Here is a 20,591-nt window from a genome sequence, read left to right as displayed (position 1 = left end):
TCTTTTTTATGGAATGGAATGAATACATCTAAAGTAGACGAATTTTTATTAACTGGTTATTCTGGGAGTACTAACTTTGCAACTGATTCTACATGATAAGTCTGTGGAAACATATCCACTGGCTGTATTCCTTCAACTTCATACCCATTCTTTACCAAGTACTTCAAATCCCGTACTTGTGTTTCCGGATTACAGGAAACATACACGACCCGCTTCGGCTTAAGCTTCACAACGCTTGATAAGAATGCTTCATCACTCCCGCTTCTCGGCGGATCCATAATTACCACATGCGCTTTATCTCCGCGTTCTGCCATTTCCACCATGAATTCCCCGGCATCACCCTGGTAGAAGCGGGCATTTTTCACACCGTTACGTTTCGAATTTCGGATGGCGTCTTTAACCGCATCTTTATTCATCTCTACGCCAATAACCTTTCTTGCTTTCTGGCTGGCAACCAGACCAATCGTACCGATCCCGCAGTAGGCATCGATTACGGTTTCATTGCCAGTCAACCCAGCCATTTCAATCGCTTTTCCATACAACTTCTCCGTCTGGACTGGATTGATCTGATAGAAAGATTTCGCCGATATCTCAAATTTCAGTCCACATAAAGTATCTGTGATTGTTCCTTTGCCGAATAATACGTCCTCCTGATTGCCCAGCACGATACTGGTGTCCCGTTTATTCACATTCAGCAGCATTGTCGTAATTTCGGGGTGAGCTTTACGTAAAGTTTTCACAAAATTCTTTTTCCCCTTGAACTCAGAGGATGCGGCGACCAGCACCACCATGACTTCCCCGCTGACTTTACCAACTTTAATCAATACGTGCCGCAAAAACCCCCGTCCAGTATCTTCGTTATACGGCTGCATTTTAGTATTTTTCATATAGTCCTTGATTGTCCCTGCGATCTCATCCGCTTTCGGATCATGAATGAGACACTTATCAATCGGGATGATTTCATGGGTGTGCGGTCCATACAGCCCGCCAATCACCTGTCGCTTGTGATTCAAGCCGAATGTCGTGTGGTTTTTATTACGGTAATCATACGGGTGATCCATTGTCATAATAGATTCAGGCTTTACGAACGGCTTCATCAAGGTTTCTACTGTTTCCTGCTTGAAACGCGATTGCGCCTGATTGCTCATATGCTGAAGCTGACACCCTCCGCACTCGTAATAATACGGACACGGTGGATCGACCCGTTCCTCTGCTGAAGTGATCACACGCTTCAACTCTGCGTGCACAAAGCGCCCTTTTTGAAAGACATTCACCTCCGCCTTTTCACCAGGCAAAAGAAGCGGCACTTCCAGCTGCTTCCCTTTCCACTCGGCAATGCCTTTGCCTTCATTGGTCAAGCCCGAGCAGGTCACCTCAGCGGTAACAGACTTCTTACCATGTTGAGACTTGCCTTTGGACTCGTTATTTCTGGATTGGTTTTGTTTCCCATATAATTTTTCAGAGCGTTTAGGTTTATTTTTGGATTTCTTATATCCAAGACTTTTTCGTTTACTCATAGGCACTTCCTGTCTTTAGTTCATTTGCCCTCATTATAAACTACCCAAAGCGGGCGGTAAAACAAACGATGATAAAAAACGTCCCGTCCAAAAAGCTTCAGGCTTTACGATATCCCTCTATATTCCCTCGGTGAATAGGCAGTTACCTTTTTAAAGTTCCGATTAAATGACCGCAAATTATTATAACCGCACCTCATAGCAATCTCACCAATCGTCTTCTGACTATTTTTCAATAAATAACAAGCTTGTGAAATTCGGTATTGAGTAAGATATTCGGTAAAAGATATATTTGCCATCTGAACAAATAGCTTTGATAAATAGGCATAATCATACTGTAGATCTTTGGCAACAGATTTTAATGTGCAATCCTCACAATAATATTTATCCACGTAAAGCAGAATTTTATGAAACACCTGTGCTTTTGAAGAATCGGCAACGGGAGTCAGGTTGGTTTGGTTCACTAGAGTACCACATATGTCATAAAGAAAACTCTTTTGTCTATAAATCGAATCCAGACCATGGAAGTCAGGGACATCCTCTAAATGAATCACATTATTTTCAGGAATGGTCCCCTTGACGTTTGCAAAAAAATGTCCAATTAATTCAGGTGAAAAAATGACGATTGTAATGTTGGAATGATTGATTGTTTTAAACTCATGAATCTGATTATTAAAAATAAAAACTGAATCATTTTTATGTAGTGAATATTTCTTTTTATCAACGGTTGCGAGCAATTCCCCTTCATTCACGATGATTAATTCATAAGCCCGGTGAAAGTGGAGAGGGAAATTCTCATTAACCAGCGTGAAGTGCTTAAATGACTCCTTTTCTTCTACTCCATGACGCTCAAAGAAAACCACGTCTTATCCCCTTCCCATATACACTAATATTGTCTTATATTGTACTATATTTTGAATAGTTTTAATTTTATAGAATTTTTATAATGAATATAATGCTTGTTCACTTTTAAGTGCCGGGATAAGCCAAAAGCATCGCTTGAATAGTTGAACTAGAGGAGGAAGGTAAATGTCTTTTGAATATCATGTTGCAAAAAATGGATCGGACCTTAGCGAGGGAACGGAACAAAGTCCATTTTTGACCATCAATCAGGCAGCATCTGCGGCAGTTGCTGGGGATACTATCATCGTCCATGAAGGAGAATACCGTGAATGGGTGAAACCGAAGAATTCAGGATTAAGCGAAACGAGAAGGATTACTTATAAAGCCGCTGACGGAGAGAGAGTCGTCATCAAAGGATCTGAGCAAATTAACGATTGGCAGCTAGTAGAAGGAACGGTTTGGAAATTTACTGTGCCCAACGATTTCTTTGGAGAGTATAATCCCTTTAAAGAAGAAATTTTCGGTGATTGGGTCGTATATAACCCTGGCAGACACCTGGGAGATGTTTATTTAAATGGGAAGTCCTTTTATGAGGCTGAAAATCTCGAACAAGTCCTGAACCCTTCTATACAAACGGAAGTACTGGATCACTGGACAAATAAGGTGGTTGTTGCGCACGATCCCGGCCAATCCAAATATGTCTGGTTTTCAGAAGTAGATGAAAATAAGACAACCATTTATGCCAATTTTCATGGAGATGATCCTACAAAGGAATTAGTTGAAATAAACGTTCGGAAATGTTGCTTTTATCCAGTAGAAACAGGTGTGAATTACATTACTGTCAGAGGCTTTGAAATGGCCCAGGCGGCCACTCCCTGGACACCACCTACAGCCGACCAACCAGGGTTAGTCGGTCCCCATTGGAGTAAAGGATGGATCATCGAAGACAATGTTATTCACGACTCCAAGTGTAGTGCTATCAGTATCGGCAAGGAAGGTTCCACAGGAAATAATTATCGTTCGAAACGAAAGGATAAGCCCGGCTATCAATACCAGTTAGAATCTGTCTTCCTGGCCGGACAAGCTGGTTGGAGCAAAGAGAAAATCGGATCCCATACGATCCGGAACAACACGATATATGATTGTGGACAAAATGGGATCGTCGGTCATTTGGGATGTGTTTTTAGTGAAATATATAACAACCATATTTATAATATCGCTTTAAAGAGAGAGTTCTATGGACATGAAATCGCAGGTATTAAGCTCCACGCCCCTATTGATGTACAAATCCACCACAATCGCATCCATGACTGCTCACTGGGAACATGGTTGGATTGGCAGACACAGGGGACCAGAGTAAGCAGTAACCTTTACTATCGAAACAATCGCGATTTGTTTATAGAAGTCAGCAGTGGACCCTACATCGTTGACAACAATATACTGACGGCGGACTATGCCTTAGACAATCATGCGCAAGGAGGAGCCTACGTCAACAATTTGATTCGTGGAGAAATGGTGCATCGGAAAATGCTGGACCGGGCCACCCCGTATCATGTGCCTCATAGTACAGAGGTGGCCGGGTTTGCTGTTACCTATGGAGGAGATGACCGCTATTACAATAACATCTTCATAGGTGAGGAAGGCTTAAAAGAAGTTGGCACTGTTCATTACAATGGGTATACAGCGTCGATAGAGGAATACATCGAAGTGGTCCATCAAAACCCTGGAGATCATGAAGCATTCAATAGTGTCGAACAGCCTGTTTATATTAACCATAATGCTTATTTAAATGGGGCTGAATCTTTTGAACGTGAAAACGAAAAGATAACTGCAGACCAATTTGACCCTGATTTAAATCTCATTGAAGAAGGGGACGAAGTTTATCTTTCCTTTGTGCTCCCAGACAATTTCGAGGAAATGCTTGGAAGTGTTCAAACGACCCAAACCTTGAATAGAGTCCGTATTGTCGATGCAGACTTTGAAAATCCAGATGGAAGCGAAGTAACCTTGGATAAAGATTACCTTGGAGAAAAAAGGCAAGAAAAGAGTGTCCTGGGGCCGATCACCAAGTTGCAAAGAGGGAGAAATTATATAAAAGTATGGGGCTGAGTAATTATTCCCGTTAGTTAAAGACCGATTCAAGGAAAAAATAAGTTTATACTAAAATTCATCACAATTAAATTAAAATTCACGACTAGTTATTCCATTTGACTGTTACTTTTGTTTGGTGTTTCATTATAAGGATCTTCACTTTTTTCACTTTTATCATCGTGAGTAGGGTGAGCACCATCTTCTTGTCTGGGTAGACCTGCGTGCAAATTCCGATTTTCATAAGCGAAATTACTATAATACTGCTGCCCTTCTTTCCATGGTGTCTCTTTGTTTTCTACAGGGTCCTCATTCCCTTTAGGATGGCCATAAGACCCATCAGGAAATTCTTCAGCTGTAAGAAAATTATTAAGTGTTTCTGCGTTTGCAAAGTCCGTATATTTTTGATTTTTCTTTGTCATAAGTACCTCCCGTTTTTAAAGTATTTTAACCAGGGTGTAGTCAATCATACCTTCCATTCTTTGCAATAAAATTGGAAATATCCTATTGAAGTAGCACAATCTTACCTGTGTAAAAAATGTCTAAATAATTAAACTAAATGTGTTCTTAAAAATAAGAACTTAAAAATCACTGTAAAGGGATGGTTACTGATGAACGGTCGACAAAACGGATCTTCTTGGTTAGCTTTAGGTACTGCTGGGGCTATTGGTGCCGCTGCTATGTATGGTATGTCGCGAATGAACCGTAATGGCGGTGCAAAACAAATGGCAGAAAGAGCAAGAAATAGTCAACCAGTTCAAAATATGCAAAATACACTCCCTAATTTTGGCGGGAAATAAAAATCATTCCTACAAGACCCCTAAGAGGGGTCTTTTTGCTTTTCTGCACCAAATATGAACCAAAATAAAGAAAAGTTCTATTTAAACCGGAACCGTAGCCTACATCTTTCAAACGAATAATCCTTAAGTTTTAAAGCCGTGCCCTTCAAGGGATATAGCTTACCATGCTCGTTTTTCCATTTCTCGTAAATAGTTTTGTTTACTTCGTCATTGTAAAACAAACCACTAAAGAACAATCTAATCCTCTTAATTTTTTCTGCTTTTTGTCTATCACTTCATAATTTCCACAAATATAATGAATATTTTCCTTTATTAGTGAAAACATAATCCTGAACTAAAATTCAGGAGGTATAATCTATGATTAAAAAAGTGATTTATTTACTTTGTTCTTTTTCCTTAGCTACAATGATTTTCGGTGGTTCTGTATTGGCTAACACTGGTGAAGACAATCATAACAATGGTAACAATGATGTCGTCGATATGGACAACAACATCAATGATGACGTCCGAAACGTTGCAACAGGCAATAACGACGATGATGATACAGACTGGGGATGGGTTGGACTAATTGGTTTAGCCGGTTTACTTGGGTTGCGTCGTCGAGATACTAGAGACTGATTGATTTGGAGAGGCCCCCCTCGGCCTCTTTTTTGTGTAAATGTTTAACTAAGTGTGCTTTCACTACAATATTCAATTTCCCTTCCCATATGTGCCCACACAGAAATATTCCAGCGAAATAAACTATCCCGTAACTGAATTTAAATCTTAAAAAAGGGTGATTCAAAAATGGGAAATAAAAATTGTAAAAGGAATATAAGTGTGCCAGGCAAATTACCTATAAAGCCTAAAAAACGAAAGAATAAATGTAAGACAGAAAAATGTGAAGTCGAAACTTGCAAATCCACTTGCAATTGCAACAGTAAAAGTACAGCTCCGAAAACTGCACATTTAACTAACGATTGTGTTTTGGTTAATTCATTGGTTGGTTCAAAAACCGTACAAAAAGTAGCTGAAGTGACGTTACCCCTTACAGTTTTTGAGGGATTAGGTGTCTTAGAGGATATTGTCTCCATAACTGTAGAGCCTAACGTTGACGCAATTACCCAGAATGCAAGAGTTATTAGAGATAAAGTAGTAAATATAGGATTAATACCAGCGACAATAACTATCACCATTGCAGATGTAGCTCTTCCTGTTACGTTAACTACATCAATTCCTTTCCAAGAACATACGGACTTCCCTGGAGCTTGTCCAGAAGATACGCTTCAAGAAGCTCCTCTTGAAGTAGAGGGCATTTTCACTCAACCTGGTGTCCCAGTTCTCACTGGTCCATTAGGTGTTGACCTTGTAACCGGAATTTTATTTAAAATCGTTTTACGTACGACTATTACTGTCACACGTCCAGTAATACAGGATAGTATGGGGCGAGTATGTGATGTAAATCAAAACAGGTGTGAAAATTCTACGACGGCACCATCTTTCACCCTTCCATCCCCGGATAATGGTGGGCTATTAGGATAATTAAATTTAATAAAATGAGGTAATATACAGCCGTCTACCACACAATAAAACGTAAGATATGTATACGGTGACTAAATAATAAAATCCACATTTCAAATAATGGATATAAACCCGATTTTATTTTAAGCCTGATCCTCCTTCAGCTAACTTGCTACATTGATCTTTGCTGACAGGGTACTTTTGAACCCTGGAAATTATGCGCCCAGAGCAATTCTAACAAGACTACTTCCCACAGGAATTATTCTTTTTTAGGGGATAGCTTTAGTACATTTCAGGAGAAGTCGTTAAACCTACTATCATGTCGCCAATTCCCTGAGAATAATAATCATCTATATATAATTATGAAAACCTATAAAACGGTGTTTCTACTTTTATCTATCCCTTGAGGTTATTTAACATATTCATATTCATGAACAATCCAATCAAAAAAGAGAAGGCACTCTATCACTAATGTATGCTTCGCTAGCAAATACATTTTGATAGAGTGCCTTCTCATGGAAAGCGTTATTTGAATTTGGATACTGTCCCTGCATCAGCCGGATGTACTCCGTGACGATAGAAGTCAGCATCAATTGGATCCATTGGTTTACGTCCAAGGATGAGGTCTGCTGCCTTTTCCGCCAACATCAACACAGGTGCATGGATATTGCCGTTTGTTACGTAAGGCATGGCAGAGGCATCGACCACTCGGACATTGTCGAGCCCGTGGACTTTCATTGTTTGCGGATCTACGACAGACATAGAATCTGAGGCAGGTCCCATTTTCGCAGTACAAGACGGATGCAGTGCCGTTTCAGCATCTTCTTTCACCCATTCCAAAATTTCCTCGTCTGTTTCAACAGTAGGACCAGGTGAGATTTCTCCTGCATTGTAAGGTTTCATAGCTGGTTGAGACATGATTTTACGCGTGACTCTTACAGCTTCCACCCACTCGCGTTTGTCCTGTTCTGTAGAAAGGTAGTTGTAAACCATGCTTGGATGCTCTTTAGGATCTTTCGAACGAATCTTCAATGACCCGCGGGCATCAGAATACATAGGTCCGACGTGTACTTGGAACCCGTGATCCGTCGGTGCTTTTTGTCCATCATACCGAACCGCCACCGGAAGGAAATGATACATCAAATTCGGATATTCGACATCCTCGTTTGAACGGACAAAACCTCCGCCTTCGAAATGGTTGGTCGCTGCGGGTCCAGTGCGTCCGAACATCCATTGCAACCCAATCCAAGGCATGCGTGCTTTATTTAAATTTGGCTGTTCAGAAACAGGCACCGGACATGCGTGTTGAATATAAACTTCAAGGTGATCCTGGAGGTTTTCCCCTACACCCGGAAGATCGACGACTGGTTCAATGCCAAGGGAGCGAAGGTGTTCGGCATCCCCTACACCTGAAAGTTGAAGGAGCTGCGGCGTATTGATAGCACCTCCTGAAAGGATGACTTCCCCTGCTTTAACTTGATGAGTCTTTCCATTTCGCTGATAGATCAATCCTTTGGCTTTAGTACCTTCGAAGTCGATACTTTTAACGAAAGCACGAGTTCTCACCGTCAGGTTCTCCCGCTTCATTGCCGGATGCAGATAGGCACGTGAAGCTGACAAGCGCTGGCCTTTGTACACATGCTTATCAAACGGTCCGAACCCTTCCTGACGAAAACCGTTTACATCAGGGGTTCTTGAATAACCAGCTTCTACACCTGAGTCAAAAAAAGCTTGGAATAAAGGATTTTTGGCTGGACCCCGTGTCAATTTAATCGGTCCATCTTGGCCGCGAAGATCATCCTTTGGTGATGCTAATGCATTTTCCAGGCGTTTGAAATATGGAAGGCAATGTGCAAAATCCCACGTTTCCATACCTTCATCGGCTCCCCAGCGTTCATAGTCCATTGGATTTCCGCGTTGATAAATCATACCGTTGATGGAACTCGAGCCGCCAAGTACCTTCCCTCGGGCGTGCTTGATACGTCTACCATTCATATGCGGCTCTGGGTCTGATTCGTATTTCCAATCGTAAAGGCTTTTACCTGCTGGAAAAGGCAAAGCAGCCGGCATTTGAATCAATAGGTCCCATGAATAATCACTGCGTCCCGCCTCTAAAACAAGGACACTTTTTTTCCCGTCTTCACTTAGACGATCGCCGAGTACAGAACCCGCACTACCGCCTCCAACAATGACAATGTCATATGTTTCACTCATATTCTGTTCCTCCCCGTGTTGAAATTGAAAGGAAGGGCTTCAGACAATAGGAAAAGCATTGCTCCATAGCCCTTCTTCATTTATAAAATCCAGTCAATCGATTTTGTTTTTCGTAGAAGCTTGAGATTGCGAGAGTTTGAATCCTCTCATCATAATGCTTCTATCAAACAATGAATAATATATGGGCTGTTTAAAACCAGTTCATATATTCAGGTTTATAGTTTTGGAATATATGCTTTGTTTCTGTATATTCTTCCATCCCTAGCCTGCCTAGTTCGCGTCCAATACCTGATTGCTTAAATCCACCCCAAGGAGCGTGTGGGAAATAAAGGTTGAATTCATTGATCCAAACCGTTCCCATGCGCATTTTTGCTGCACAGCGTTCAGCTTTTGCACTATCGCTAGTAAAAACGCCGCCAGCAAGTCCATAAATCGAGTCATTCGCAAGCTTTACTGCTTCTTTTTCTGTACTGAATTTCTCCACCGTGATAACCGGACCAAAACCTTCTTCTTGAACAACGGTCATGTCTGTTGTGCAGTCTGTGAAAATTGTAGGCAAGTAGAAAAATCCTTTTTGCAATTCCGGATCTTCCGGACGTTTGCCGCCAACAACTAAGGTTGCCCCTTCTTTAACCCCTGCTTCTACATACTTCTCTACTTTCTCAAGGTGTTCAGCTGAAATAAGCGGACCCATTTGAGTATCTTCATCAAACCCGCTTCCCAGTTTGAATTTTTTCACTCGTTCCACAAGCGCATTAACGAACTCATCGTGAATGCTTTCTTCTACAATCAGTCTTGTACCGGCAGAACAGATTTGTCCTGCGTGGAAGAACACTCCATTCATTGCTTGATCGACAGCTATATCAAAATCAGCATCAGCAAAGATGATATTCGGGTTTTTCCCGCCAAGCTCTAGGGCAAGCTTCTTCACATTCACGCTTGCTGCTTGCATAATTTTCTTTCCGGTCGCTATGCCGCCTGTAAAAGAAATAAGATCTACATCTGTGTTATCAGCCAGCTCTGCGCCAACTGTACTGCCTGCACCTAGGACCAGGTTAGCAACACCCGCTGGCACGCCAGCCTCTTCCATGAGTTCAAATACTTTTATAGTAGTAAGTGGTGTAATTTCACTCGGCTTCATGATTAACGTATTTCCAGTAGCAAGCGCTGGAGCCAGTTTCCAGGACGCTTGAAGTAAAGGATAATTCCACGGTGTAATTTGTGCACAAACACCCACTGGTTCATGAACCACTTTGCTGTTCGAGTTTGGCACTGGAGAATCGATCAGCTCGCCGCCATCTTTATCAGCAAGTTCTCCATAATAGCGAAACACGTCGGCGATATCATCCATATCTCCACGGCTTTCTTCTACTGTTTTGCCAGTATCCAAAGATTCTAAATAAGCAAGTTCTTCTTTGTCTCTTTCGATCAATTCAGCAATTCTTCTTACGACAGCCCCTCGTTCAGTAGCTGGAGTAAAAGCCCATTCTCCGTTATCAAATGATGCTCTTGCTGCAGCGATGGCTGCTTTTGTATCTGATTCATCACCTTCAGGAACAACGGCGATAATTTCCTGGTTAAATGGATTAATAATATTGCGAGTGTTCGCTGATTTCGCGTCCACCCAGTTACCATCAATGTATTGTTGCAGTTTTAAGTTCAAGTTCAATTTGATCAACTCCAATTTTGAAGTAAGTTAAGTTTGTTAAGAATTTATTTAACGTTTTTAACACTAACATGTCTTTCTACAGCTGTCAAAATTAGCTCGAAGGAAACAATAATTATGAAAAAGAAAGCTGAAATACAAAATTGTTTGAGTTATAAACAAAAAGACTACTTCCCAATAAAGGGAGTAGTCTTTCGATTGGCAGCTTTGTATCGTAAGTGTTTGAAAATAAGTAACTCTTCAAATGAGGTAGCCTTATGTTCAAACTGATAGGCATTAACAATAACTTGATAGATTAAAAAATAAATAGAAATTCAGCATATTTGTTACACAACTGTAAAATCGTGTCGAATTATAATATGCTACGATATATTATATGAGAAAAAACTACCAATCAATACATAATCAGGAGGAATATTCTTTGGGAAGGAAATTTTTCAGTGTCGTTTTAGCCAGCCTTTTAGTAATGACAATGTTTGTACCACATACTCACGCAGCAACAGCTTCTGGCGATGAAGTGATCCAACGTGCAAAAAAACATCTTGGAACTCCATACGAGTGGAGTGGAGAATCCCCGGATGGGTTTGATTGTTCAGGATTTACATACTATGTAATGGAGAAAGTAGGAATTAATCTTTCAAGGGGTTCCTATGATCAATATAAACAAGGGACATCTATAGCAGCATCGAACCTTCAAAAAGGAGACTTAGTTTTCTTTTCCGGAACACACAAAAAAGGCATCTCCCATGTAGGGTTCTATATCGGAGATGGGAAAATGATTTCTGCTACTAAAAGCAGAGGAGTTGCCGTTGATCCCGTGTTCTCAGGTTATTGGGGAGATAAATATACGGGTGCCAAAAGGTTTTTAGATAACAGTTTCTTCAGCGATGTTTCAACTGATTACTGGGCTTATGATGAAATAAAGCATTTAAATGACGAAGAAATCATCAATGGTTTAACTGATGGAAGTTTCGGCCCTACAGACAATGTAACCAGAGCACAAGTTGCTAAAATGGTAAGCAAGTCATTGAACCTTAACTCTTCTTCCTCCAGTCATTTCAAGGATGTCTCCTCATCTCACTGGGCTTATGGTTACATCAATGCTGCAGTTGAAGCTGGTTTGGTCCATGGTTATGGAAACAGTACTTTCAAACCAGATGAAGATATTACTCGATCTGAAATAGCCGCGATCGTCAACAGAGCTTTCGAATTTACCAGCAAAAACAGTTCTAATCATTTTAAAGATGTGAAATCTTCTCATTGGGCCTATGATGACGTGTATGCACTAGCTTCCAATTCTATTGCTACAGGATATAATGACAACACATTCCGCCCTAACGAAGAAGCAACAAGAGCTGAATTCAGTGCATTCTTGTATCGTGCTTTAGATTAAATAATTATATACATTCCTTTAACCCAGATGAGAGGTGATTAAACCTCTCATCTGTTTTTTTATAAAAAGCAAACCACTACGGTCATAGTAAAACCTGTCAGACTGTTCATCAATTAATTCAGCTTTGATAATATCTACTCTGTCAGCTTCTTCAGAGTACCGAACTCCAAATGGGTAATCAAATATAAACGTCACTTGTTTCCCTATAGAATTAACACCGTGCTCATCCAACAAAGTGAACTTTAGCTCAAGACGATAAGTAATTTGCTTGAACTCATCTAAAGAAATAAAACTGGTCAGCTCTTCATGCGGTTTCCAAGTGTGAATAATCTGCTTCGTCTTATCCCCTCCGTTATTCTTTTAAGTATTTTCTTACTTCGTTTCTACTTCCGAATTCAATAGTGGTTGAACTGTTATCCAAAGATAAGCAAATCCTATAGATGGAACTGAGAAATGGGTAGAAGAAAACTAGTAGTTGATGATAATGTAAAATGTAGAGGTTGGTCTCTTGTTTATGAAGTCTCATCTATACCGATGACATAATAAATTACTATGCCTGATTAAGGATACGATTTCTGTAAAAAAACGGTGCCATCTTTTTCAGATTCGGCTCCTCCCTAAAGAAAAACACCCTATAGAGTTGACATTTCATCATGCCTACTCAATAGGGTGCCTGTTTTAGTTAATATGCTTTTCTACTGCTTTGACAAGTGGATGATCCTCATTTATCTCTGCAATTTCACAAAAGGCTCCTACTTTACCTTTCTTACGAATCATATCCCCTAGCTCGACGGCTTCTGCATCATCTTCATTACGGTAATCAAGGGCAGCTGCAATCACTTCAGCCAGGTGAACTGGTTCCTCATTTTTCAAGCGGATATATTCTAACGCAGGGCGCACAAGCCGATCCTTAGGTCCCAGCTTACGAATTGGGCCACGCCCCACCCGTGTGACTTCATCAGAAAGGTCCGGGTTTTCGAACCGGCTGATTATTGTATCAATGTATTCCTGGTGTTCCTCTGTGTTAAATCCATATTTCTCAATGAGAACTCCACCGGATTCACCTAAGGCTGCTTGAATTTTATTTTTAATCTTTGCATCTTCCAGAGCTTCTTTAATTGTATGGTGCCCGTTGTATTTTCCAAGATAGGCAGCCACAGCATGGCCGGTATTTACTGTAAATAATTTTCTTTCAATGTAAGGTGTCAAATCTTCCACGTAAGTGATGCCTTTAATGTCAGGGAGTTCACTGGTAACGGAAGACGTCTCTACTACCCACTCATAATACGGCTCTACCATTACAGTTAGTGGATCTTTCTGGTTTTGGTTAGGAACAATCCGATCAACCGCAGCGTTTGGAAAACTGATTCGGTTAGAAACCCATTCTTTCTGCTCTTCATCTAAGTTTTCAAACACGTGGTTTTTGAGGATTTCCGTACCTCCGACCATATTTTCGCACGCAATGACGAGCCCAGTGCTCTTCTTCTCTCCCAACCCTTTAGCCAGCAAAGGAGCGATCATTGGTAAAACATTCGGACCGACCGCCGTCGTAATGACTTCTGCTTCAGTAATGGCTTCTATGACTTTTTCTTCATCATTCAAGCTGTTCAACCCGGATACGTTGGTCACTTCCATGTAATCTTCCGTACCGGCGAGCTCAACACGGTAAGACTCTTTCTTATTCAGTTCGTCAATCAATTCCGTGTTAACATCTACAAAAGTGGTTTCATAATTTGATTGGAATAGTAATGCTCCAATGAACCCTCTTCCAATATTCCCAGCTCCGAAATGAACGGCTTTCATCAGTCCGTCACCTCATTAAAAATGCTGATGATTTCTTCTTTGGATTTTGCACTAATAATCTTATCAATGTTCTCTTCCTCTGAGCATACAATCGCGATTTTAGAAAGGACCTCTAAATGTTCGTCTCCTTTCCCGGCAATCCCGATGAGCAATTTAACGATGTTTCCATCTCCAAAGTCCACTCCTTCTGGAACAGTCACAACAGCGATCCCAGTCTCCAGAACTGCTTTTTTCGCATCTTCTGTTCCGTGCGGAATCGCTACATAATTCCCCATGAATGTTGAAGTGACCTTTTCCCGTTCAAGCATATGGTCAATATATTCTTCGTTCACATAACCATTGTCACGAAGCAAGGCACCTGTATATCGAATCGCTTCCTCTTTGGAATCAAAACTTTGGTTCATTTCAATGGTTTTAGCAGTTAAAATATTTTCAGACATATTCATTCTCCTCTTTGATTATAATTTTTCTTTAAAAAACTGATGAATCTGATTAGAAACATAGTTTTTTATGACGTGTTCATCTTTTGATTGAAATGCTTTCGTACTCTCAGGATCTTCAATGAGCAGAGAACTGAGAAAACTCAAAACTTCAAGTCCTTCTTTACTTATATCCTTTGGGGCGAGCATTAAAATAATTACATTCGAATTCATACTTTCCCCATCCATTCCCTTGATAGCTATGGGATGGTCAAGGAGGATCACCGTGAAAGAAGGAACAGGGATGTGATCTTGACGTGTGTGATAGAGAGCTAACCCCGTATCAGGGACCCCAAGACCCCCGATCTTTTCTCTATCAAGTAAATATTTCGTGATCGACTCCCAATCCTTTAGGGCTCCTTCGTTTACAAGTCGCTCACAGGTGCGGTCTAAAATTTCTTTTTTGTCCTGTGACGAAAACTCATATACATATAGCGTGTTCAATATTTGACTGACAACTGTTGCATAGCGCTGAACACTGTTTACAGAATCCTGAATGGCTTGAAGCGTTTCATCTTCCATTTTCCCAGGCACAGGTTGATCAACCCTCTTCATCGTCTCCACGATTTTAACCTTCCTGATTCTATGTTGAATACGATGGACATCAGCTGTAGGGAGCATTGGGTTAACGAGTACATAATCTTCGACTTTTTCTAGTGGTATCGTTGAGACAATTAAATCATAATCACTAAAATCCAATTCTTTCAAATCAAATAAAGACTGATGGTCGACTTCTTCAATCTCCTGAAATTGACTTTGAAGTTTAGCAGATAAAATTTTGGCTGTTCCGATTCCGCTTGAACATACGACTAACGCCCTTACCCATTTGCCCCCTTCCATATTTAACAAGGCACTGGCAAAATGCATGACTAAAAAAGCGGTTTCTTCCTTTGGAAATTTCAAAAGAGGGAATACGTGCTGAACAGCTTTTTCTAAAACAGCGAAAAGTTCTGGATAATCTTCTTCAATTTGGTCTTTTAATGGATTTGAAATATCCATTCCTTGTTGAATCCGGTATAGGCTTGGCTTTAAATGGATGACCAAGTCATTCAGCAGTTGTTTGGATTCATACAAATTTATTTGAATGGAACTAGATACGAATTCAATCATTTGCTTAGCCTTGAAAGCTACACTTAAACTACTCTCTTCAAGAACAAAGTCTTCATTGTACCGAACTTTTGCTCCCATTAAATGCATCGTGATATACCCTGTCTCAGCCTCTGGTATATCAAGATCGAATTTCTGTTCCAGTTTCTCTATTAATTTTTCAGCTGCTTCAAACTCACGGGATACTTTTAATTCTGAGAGGTATTCATCCTCCATTTGTATAAATTCCCCCTGCTGAAGCCGCTCAATCGCCAAAGCCAGGTGAATGACCAATCCGATATAAGCACTGTCTGCCAAAGGATAAGCAAGCTGCTCACGAATTGTATCTACTGTTTGTTCAATAAGAGAAATTTTTTCCTTGTTCACAAGACCGAGAAGGTGGTCCGATACAGAATCCAGCATGGGAGAGCCCGCCTGAACATTGTCGCGAAGAAGTCGTAAAAAATCGTGCTCATCCATACGTTGCATGATGATGAACCTTATCGCTTCTCTGATATTAGCCTCATCCCCTTGAACCTCCACACCGTATCCACGTTTTCGAAGTAAGTACAATTGAAAGTCTTTTAGCACGTCTTCGATTTTATCAAGATCATGACTGATGGTGGCAACTGTAACTCCCAACTCATTTGCAAAAGTGAGCAGTTTGACAGGTTCTTTTGCCTCAAGCAGTCGGGAAAGAATTAACACTTGACGTTCTTCAGGTGTATAGTCCAACAAGTCATGTCCGTAAATGGCTGATTTCAATGCATCTTCATCTTCCCTATTGCCGAGAATAGCCAACCCGCTCCCGGATTTTTTCTGAAGCTCCAATCCATGATTACTTAATATGGATTCCACCCCTTTTAAATCACGATGAACGGTCCGGGTGCTGACGTCCAACAAATCCGCGACCTCTTTTACGGGAATATCCTGGTGAGCTTCCAGCAGCAATTGAATGACTTTTCTTTCTCTTGCTGATATATACACGTTATTCCCTCCCTTCTCTTCACGTAATATTAGAATGGGCTAAGAGCGATGATATAACCAAAAAAGAGCCATATTCGACTCTTTTTTGGAAGTGAATCAATTGTTTTTCAGTGTTTCTACCAATTCATCATATTTAGGACTATTCAAGAAATTCTCTACGGAAATGTGATGAGCAGTTGGCGCTTTCTGCCTTGCGCGTTCTGTCAGATCTTTGTGGGTAATGACTACATCCACATCCTGCGGCAAGTCGTTGATCGCCATGTTAGTGACATTGATATCAATGTTTGCTTTTTTGAATTTATTCTTCAGCAAAGAGGATCCCATCGCACTTGATCCCATCCCTGCATCGCAGGCAAAAATGATTTTATCAACATTGGAACGATCAAGAGCTGGAACATCTTCTGTACTTTCATGTTCCTCACTAGCACTTGAACCATTCTTTAATTCTTCCACTAACTCATTATACTGAGGACTATTCAGGAAATTCTCTACAGAAATGTGTTTGGCATGAGGCACTTTCTGCTTAGCGCGTTCCGTCAAGTCTTTGTGGGTAATGACTACATCCACATCCTGAGGCAAGTCATTGATCGCCATGTTAGTGACTTCAATGTCAATGTCCGCTTTTTTGAATTTATCTTTCAGCAAAGAGGATCCCATCGCGCTCGAGCCCATGCCGGCATCACAAGCAAAAATGATTTTATCGACTTGGGAGTAATCGAGTTCAGGGACTTTTTCTGTATTTACAGTTTCATTTGAAGTGCTTTCAGTATCCTGCTTCCCTGTTAATTGATCAGATACTCCACTTTTCTTCCCTTTCATACCTTCCATCCTAGCAGTTGCTTCTTCCATATCACCTTCGTCATCAGCTTTACTGGATTTCAAAATAATCGAAGATACGATAAAGGAAACGGCGGCAGCAACTATCACCCCTGCTACAACTCCGACATAACTTCCTCTTGGTGTCATCCCTAATACTGCGATGATACTACCTGGTGAAGCAGCAGCTGTCAGTCCAGCATTAAAGAAAGCAAAGGTTGCGGTTCCTGAAATACCCCCCGCCATAGCACCAAGAATGATAAGAGGCTTGGATAAGATATAAGGGAAGTAGATCTCATGTATTCCACCCAAAAACTGAATAATCGCTGCCCCTGGAGCCGTTTGTTTGGACGCTCCTTTACCAAAGAACATAAAGGCTAGTAAGACGCCAAGTCCAGGACCAGGGTTCGCTTCAAGTAAGAATAAAATCGATTTCCCTGTTTCAACAGATTGTTCGCTACCAAGCGGTGTTAAGATACCGTGGTTGATAGCATTGTTTAAAAACACGACTTTGGCAGGTTCTATGAATATGTTTGCTAATGGAAGTAAACCAGCAGAGATCAAGAAGTCTACACCCATACCGAGAACCTCAGTAATACCTGAGAAGAGCGGGCTTAACGTGTAGTAAGCAGCAATAGCCAACACCGCACCTAAAATCCCTGCGGAGAAGTTATTTACGAGCATTTCAAAGCCTTGACGAACTTTTCCTTCAAAGAATTCGTCCACTTTCTTCATTAAATAACCAGCAATCGGACCTGCGACCATCGCCCCAAGGAACATCGGCGTATCCGGTGAACCGACAATGACACCCATGGTAGCTGTTGCAGCAACAACTCCACCACGTAACCCATGAATCAAACGTCCACCTGTAAAAGCAATTAATAATGGCAATAGGTAGTTGATCATAGGCCCTACCATACCGGCAAGGTCTTCATTCGGTAACCATCCATCTGGGATAAATAAAGCAGTGATAATACCCCAGGCGATAAACGCAGCAATGTTCGGCATGATCATACTGCTTAAAAAGCTGCCGAACTTCTGGACTCTCGCCCTAACTCCTGATTTCTCATTGTTTTGAGCCATCAAATTTCCTCCTCGTCTCTTTGATACTTTATCTTTAACTTAATTTTAAAGCGGTTACAGGGCCAGTTCAATCTAATCTAAATGCATGTTTGTCAGAAGCATTGTTGACATTATTAAATTGAGACTATTCTAATAGAAGAAACTCAGTTACTCATGAAAAATTCAGTAGATAAGTTGCCCTACTATATTTATTAAACGAAAGAAACAGCTTTATAGTAACATGGGGTCCAGTTAAATAATCCACGGTTTCCAAAAAGTGTGCGATTGATAGTGTTATAAACATACGACAGATTACCCCTATACGGAAAGAGATTCACCCTGTATTAATGAATCACCTGCTTCCTTTTTTACTAGTTTAAATAAACTTCGTTCTGGTTACAGGTTATATAGCAAGGATATAAGTGAGAAGAGTATGAAGCAATTTTGTTTATCAGTGCTCTATGTGACAGCTCAGTGGATGTAAAATACATACAAATTTTGTTCGTAAAAAACATAAAGTCATGACTGTTATTTCCCTTTTTTGATGTCCAATGGGTTTGTATTACCCTGGTTGTTATGGTCCATACATGGTTTAGCTGGAGGTGGTAAGATGTTTGAAAACGTAATGCTCATCTTATTAGCGATTTTAGTATTGCTCATGTTTGCTGTACCGGCTTTCATAACATTCCGTCTTTATTTCCATGATAAAAGGCAGGATGAACATTCAATTTTACGGAATTATCCGATTCTTGGAAAAGCACGTTACGTTTTAGAGAAGATGGGGCCAGAGCTAAGGCAGTATCTATATAATGAGGATAATGCCGGGAAACCTTTCAATAGGCGCGAGTTCACTTTTGTAAATGTGGCTGGTAAATATAATAGTCGAATGATCGGCTTTGGATCTAATCGCGATTTTGAGTCTAATGGTTATTATATAGCGAATACTCTGTTTCCAACACAATATGAGGAATTAAGAGTCGTGCAAGAGCCAAAGATTAAAACCTATTTATATGAAATTGATGAAAATAAACTTTTCACAAGAAAAGAGCATAGAAAGGAGGATAAACTAGATCCTTTTTATCTACCTGAAGAAGATCAAATCGTCATTGGAGAAAACACTGTTAAACACCCCTTTAAAACTAAAGGCCTTATTGGTCAATCAGCCATGAGTTTCGGTTCCTTAGGGGACCACGCCATCACAGCCTTATCCAAAGGGTTAGGAATGGCTGGCGGCACTTGGATGAATACAGGCGAAGGAAGTTTGACTTCTTATCACCTTAAGGGTGATGTTGATGTAATCATGCAGATTGGCCCGGGGTTATTTGGGGTCCGAACTAAAGATGGGGAATTTTCTTGGGGAGAATTTAAAAAGAAAGCGGAGGTTGAGCAAGTAAAAGCTTTCGAATTAAAGTTAGGCCAAGGAGCAAAAACGCGTGGAGGACATGTAGCTGCTAAAAAAGTTACAGAAGAAATCGCCACTATAAGGGACGTGGAACCTCACGAAGATATTGACAGCCCCAATCGTTTCCATCAATTTGATAATGTAAAGGAAATGCTCTCCTTTATCCAGGAATTGCGAGAAATCGGCGGTAAACCTGTTGGAATAAAAATTGTAGTAGGGTCAGAAGATGAAGTAGAAGATATGATTAAAATAATGAGCGAGGAACAATCGGTTCCTGACTTTATTACCGTAGATGGAGGGAATGGTGGAACTGGAGCCTCCTATTTTGAACTTGCTGATTCAGCAGGTCTGCCAACTTTTGCTGCGTTACCTCTGGTCCACGATTTAATGATTAAATATCGAATCCGCGACAAGACCCATATAATTGCATCCGGTCAACTTGTTACTCCTGACAAAATCGCAATGGCCTTGTCACTTGGTGCAGATATGGTAAATATTGCGAGAGGATTTATGATCAGCGTAGGCTGCATACTTGCAGAGGTGTGCCATACGAATAACTGTCCAGTAGGAGTGGCAACCACTGACCCTAAACTTCAAAAAGCTCTGGAAATTGAAGAAAAGAAATATCGAACGTGTAATTATTTAGTGTCTTTAAGAGAAGGCTTATACAATTCGGCCATTGCTGCTGGTCTTGATACCCCAAGGAAATTTGCACGTCAACATATTAAATACAAAAAAGAGCTCAGTCAAATTCATTCGGTATCCGATCATTTGAGCACCTCCAGCCATGACGATGCTAGGAATGAGAAAAAATATTAACGTCTTGGATGTCCGGGTCTAAGGCAGACGATAATTAACGTTTTACTTTTCCTTAGTATTGGGCCGAACTTTACTATTTCAGAGGAAATAATTTTCAACTTCGCTACTGAAGAAATATC

General features: G+C 40.6%; 15 protein-coding genes. 6 read left to right on the top strand and 9 right to left on the bottom strand.

Annotated features, from left to right (window positions below; genetic code table 11):
* Positions 1-56 precede the first annotated feature (56 nt).
* Positions 57-1,517, bottom strand: coding sequence for a 23S rRNA (uracil(1939)-C(5))-methyltransferase RlmD (gene rlmD / locus ACTWPX_RS07350; protein WP_443119154.1), 1,461 nt, complete (start codon positions 1,515-1,517; stop codon positions 57-59).
* Positions 1,518-1,621: 104 nt separating this feature from the next.
* On the bottom strand, positions 1,622-2,377 hold the full coding sequence (locus ACTWPX_RS07345; RefSeq protein ID WP_443119153.1) for an AraC family transcriptional regulator: 756 nt from the start codon (positions 2,375-2,377) through the stop codon (positions 1,622-1,624).
* A 166-nt stretch (positions 2,378-2,543) separates the two neighbouring features.
* Here ACTWPX_RS07345 and ACTWPX_RS07340 point away from each other — a divergent pair, with 166 nt between their 5' ends.
* Complete coding sequence (locus tag ACTWPX_RS07340) at positions 2,544-4,466, top strand: right-handed parallel beta-helix repeat-containing protein (RefSeq protein ID WP_443119152.1); 1,923 nt, start codon at positions 2,544-2,546, stop codon at positions 4,464-4,466.
* A gap of 89 nt (positions 4,467-4,555) precedes the next feature.
* On the opposite strand, the gene ACTWPX_RS07335 is transcribed toward ACTWPX_RS07340, so the two are convergent.
* Entirely contained in the window at positions 4,556-4,867 is a 312-nt protein-coding gene (locus ACTWPX_RS07335; RefSeq protein ID WP_443119151.1) for a hypothetical protein, read from the bottom strand.
* Between the two features lie 189 nt (positions 4,868-5,056).
* Between ACTWPX_RS07335 and ACTWPX_RS07330 the strand changes: the two genes are divergently transcribed.
* The 3 genes from ACTWPX_RS07330 to ACTWPX_RS07320 all read left to right on the top strand — a co-directional run bounded on the left by ACTWPX_RS07330 (position 5,057) and on the right by ACTWPX_RS07320 (position 6,766).
* Positions 5,057-5,245, top strand: a complete 189-nt coding sequence (locus tag ACTWPX_RS07330) for a hypothetical protein (RefSeq protein WP_443119150.1) — start codon at positions 5,057-5,059, stop codon at positions 5,243-5,245.
* Between the two features lie 357 nt (positions 5,246-5,602).
* Entirely contained in the window at positions 5,603-5,863 is a 261-nt protein-coding gene (locus ACTWPX_RS07325) for a WGxxGxxG family protein (protein ID WP_443119149.1), read from the top strand.
* Between the two features lie 168 nt (positions 5,864-6,031).
* Positions 6,032-6,766 carry a hypothetical protein gene (locus ACTWPX_RS07320; RefSeq protein ID WP_443119148.1) on the top strand — a complete coding sequence of 245 codons (735 nt, stop codon included), beginning with the start codon at positions 6,032-6,034 and terminating at the stop codon, positions 6,764-6,766.
* 504 nt (positions 6,767-7,270) lie between these two features.
* Here ACTWPX_RS07320 and betA read toward each other — a convergent pair.
* A complete protein-coding gene (gene betA / locus ACTWPX_RS07315; protein WP_443119147.1) occupies positions 7,271-8,959 on the bottom strand; it encodes a choline dehydrogenase in 1,689 nt (562 codons plus the stop codon).
* A gap of 190 nt (positions 8,960-9,149) precedes the next feature.
* Positions 9,150-10,622, bottom strand: coding sequence for a betaine-aldehyde dehydrogenase (gene betB / locus ACTWPX_RS07310; protein WP_443119509.1), 1,473 nt, complete (start codon positions 10,620-10,622; stop codon positions 9,150-9,152).
* Between the two features lie 424 nt (positions 10,623-11,046).
* On the opposite strand from betB, the gene ACTWPX_RS07305 reads away from it, so the two are divergent.
* Positions 11,047-12,018, top strand: coding sequence for a C40 family peptidase (locus ACTWPX_RS07305; RefSeq protein WP_443119146.1), 972 nt, complete (start codon positions 11,047-11,049; stop codon positions 12,016-12,018).
* 678 nt (positions 12,019-12,696) lie between these two features.
* On the opposite strand, the gene ACTWPX_RS07300 is transcribed toward ACTWPX_RS07305, so the two are convergent.
* From ACTWPX_RS07300 to ACTWPX_RS07285, 4 genes are all read right to left on the bottom strand, one after another.
* Entirely contained in the window at positions 12,697-13,821 is a 1,125-nt protein-coding gene (locus ACTWPX_RS07300; protein ID WP_443119145.1) for a mannitol-1-phosphate 5-dehydrogenase, read from the bottom strand.
* A complete protein-coding gene (locus ACTWPX_RS07295) occupies positions 13,821-14,261 on the bottom strand; it encodes a PTS sugar transporter subunit IIA (RefSeq protein WP_128524565.1) in 441 nt (146 codons plus the stop codon). Before ACTWPX_RS07295 ends, ACTWPX_RS07300 begins: the two co-directional genes overlap by 1 nt.
* A gap of 18 nt (positions 14,262-14,279) precedes the next feature.
* On the bottom strand, positions 14,280-16,373 hold the full coding sequence (locus ACTWPX_RS07290; protein WP_443119144.1) for a BglG family transcription antiterminator: 2,094 nt from the start codon (positions 16,371-16,373) through the stop codon (positions 14,280-14,282).
* Positions 16,374-16,469: 96 nt separating this feature from the next.
* On the bottom strand, positions 16,470-18,272 hold the full coding sequence (locus ACTWPX_RS07285) for a PTS mannitol-specific transporter subunit IIBC (protein WP_443119143.1): 1,803 nt from the start codon (positions 18,270-18,272) through the stop codon (positions 16,470-16,472).
* 589 nt (positions 18,273-18,861) lie between these two features.
* On the opposite strand from ACTWPX_RS07285, the gene ACTWPX_RS07280 reads away from it, so the two are divergent.
* Positions 18,862-20,472, top strand: a complete 1,611-nt coding sequence (locus ACTWPX_RS07280) for an FMN-binding glutamate synthase family protein (RefSeq protein WP_443119142.1) — start codon at positions 18,862-18,864, stop codon at positions 20,470-20,472.
* Positions 20,473-20,591 lie beyond the last annotated feature (119 nt).

Source organism: Halobacillus sp. H74 (assembly GCF_052246715.1).
Taxonomy (GTDB): Bacteria; Bacillota; Bacilli; order Bacillales; family Halobacillaceae; genus Halobacillus; species Halobacillus litoralis_A.
The sequence above is the reverse complement of the archived record's forward strand: the minus strand, read 5'-3'. Positions and strand labels throughout refer to the sequence as shown.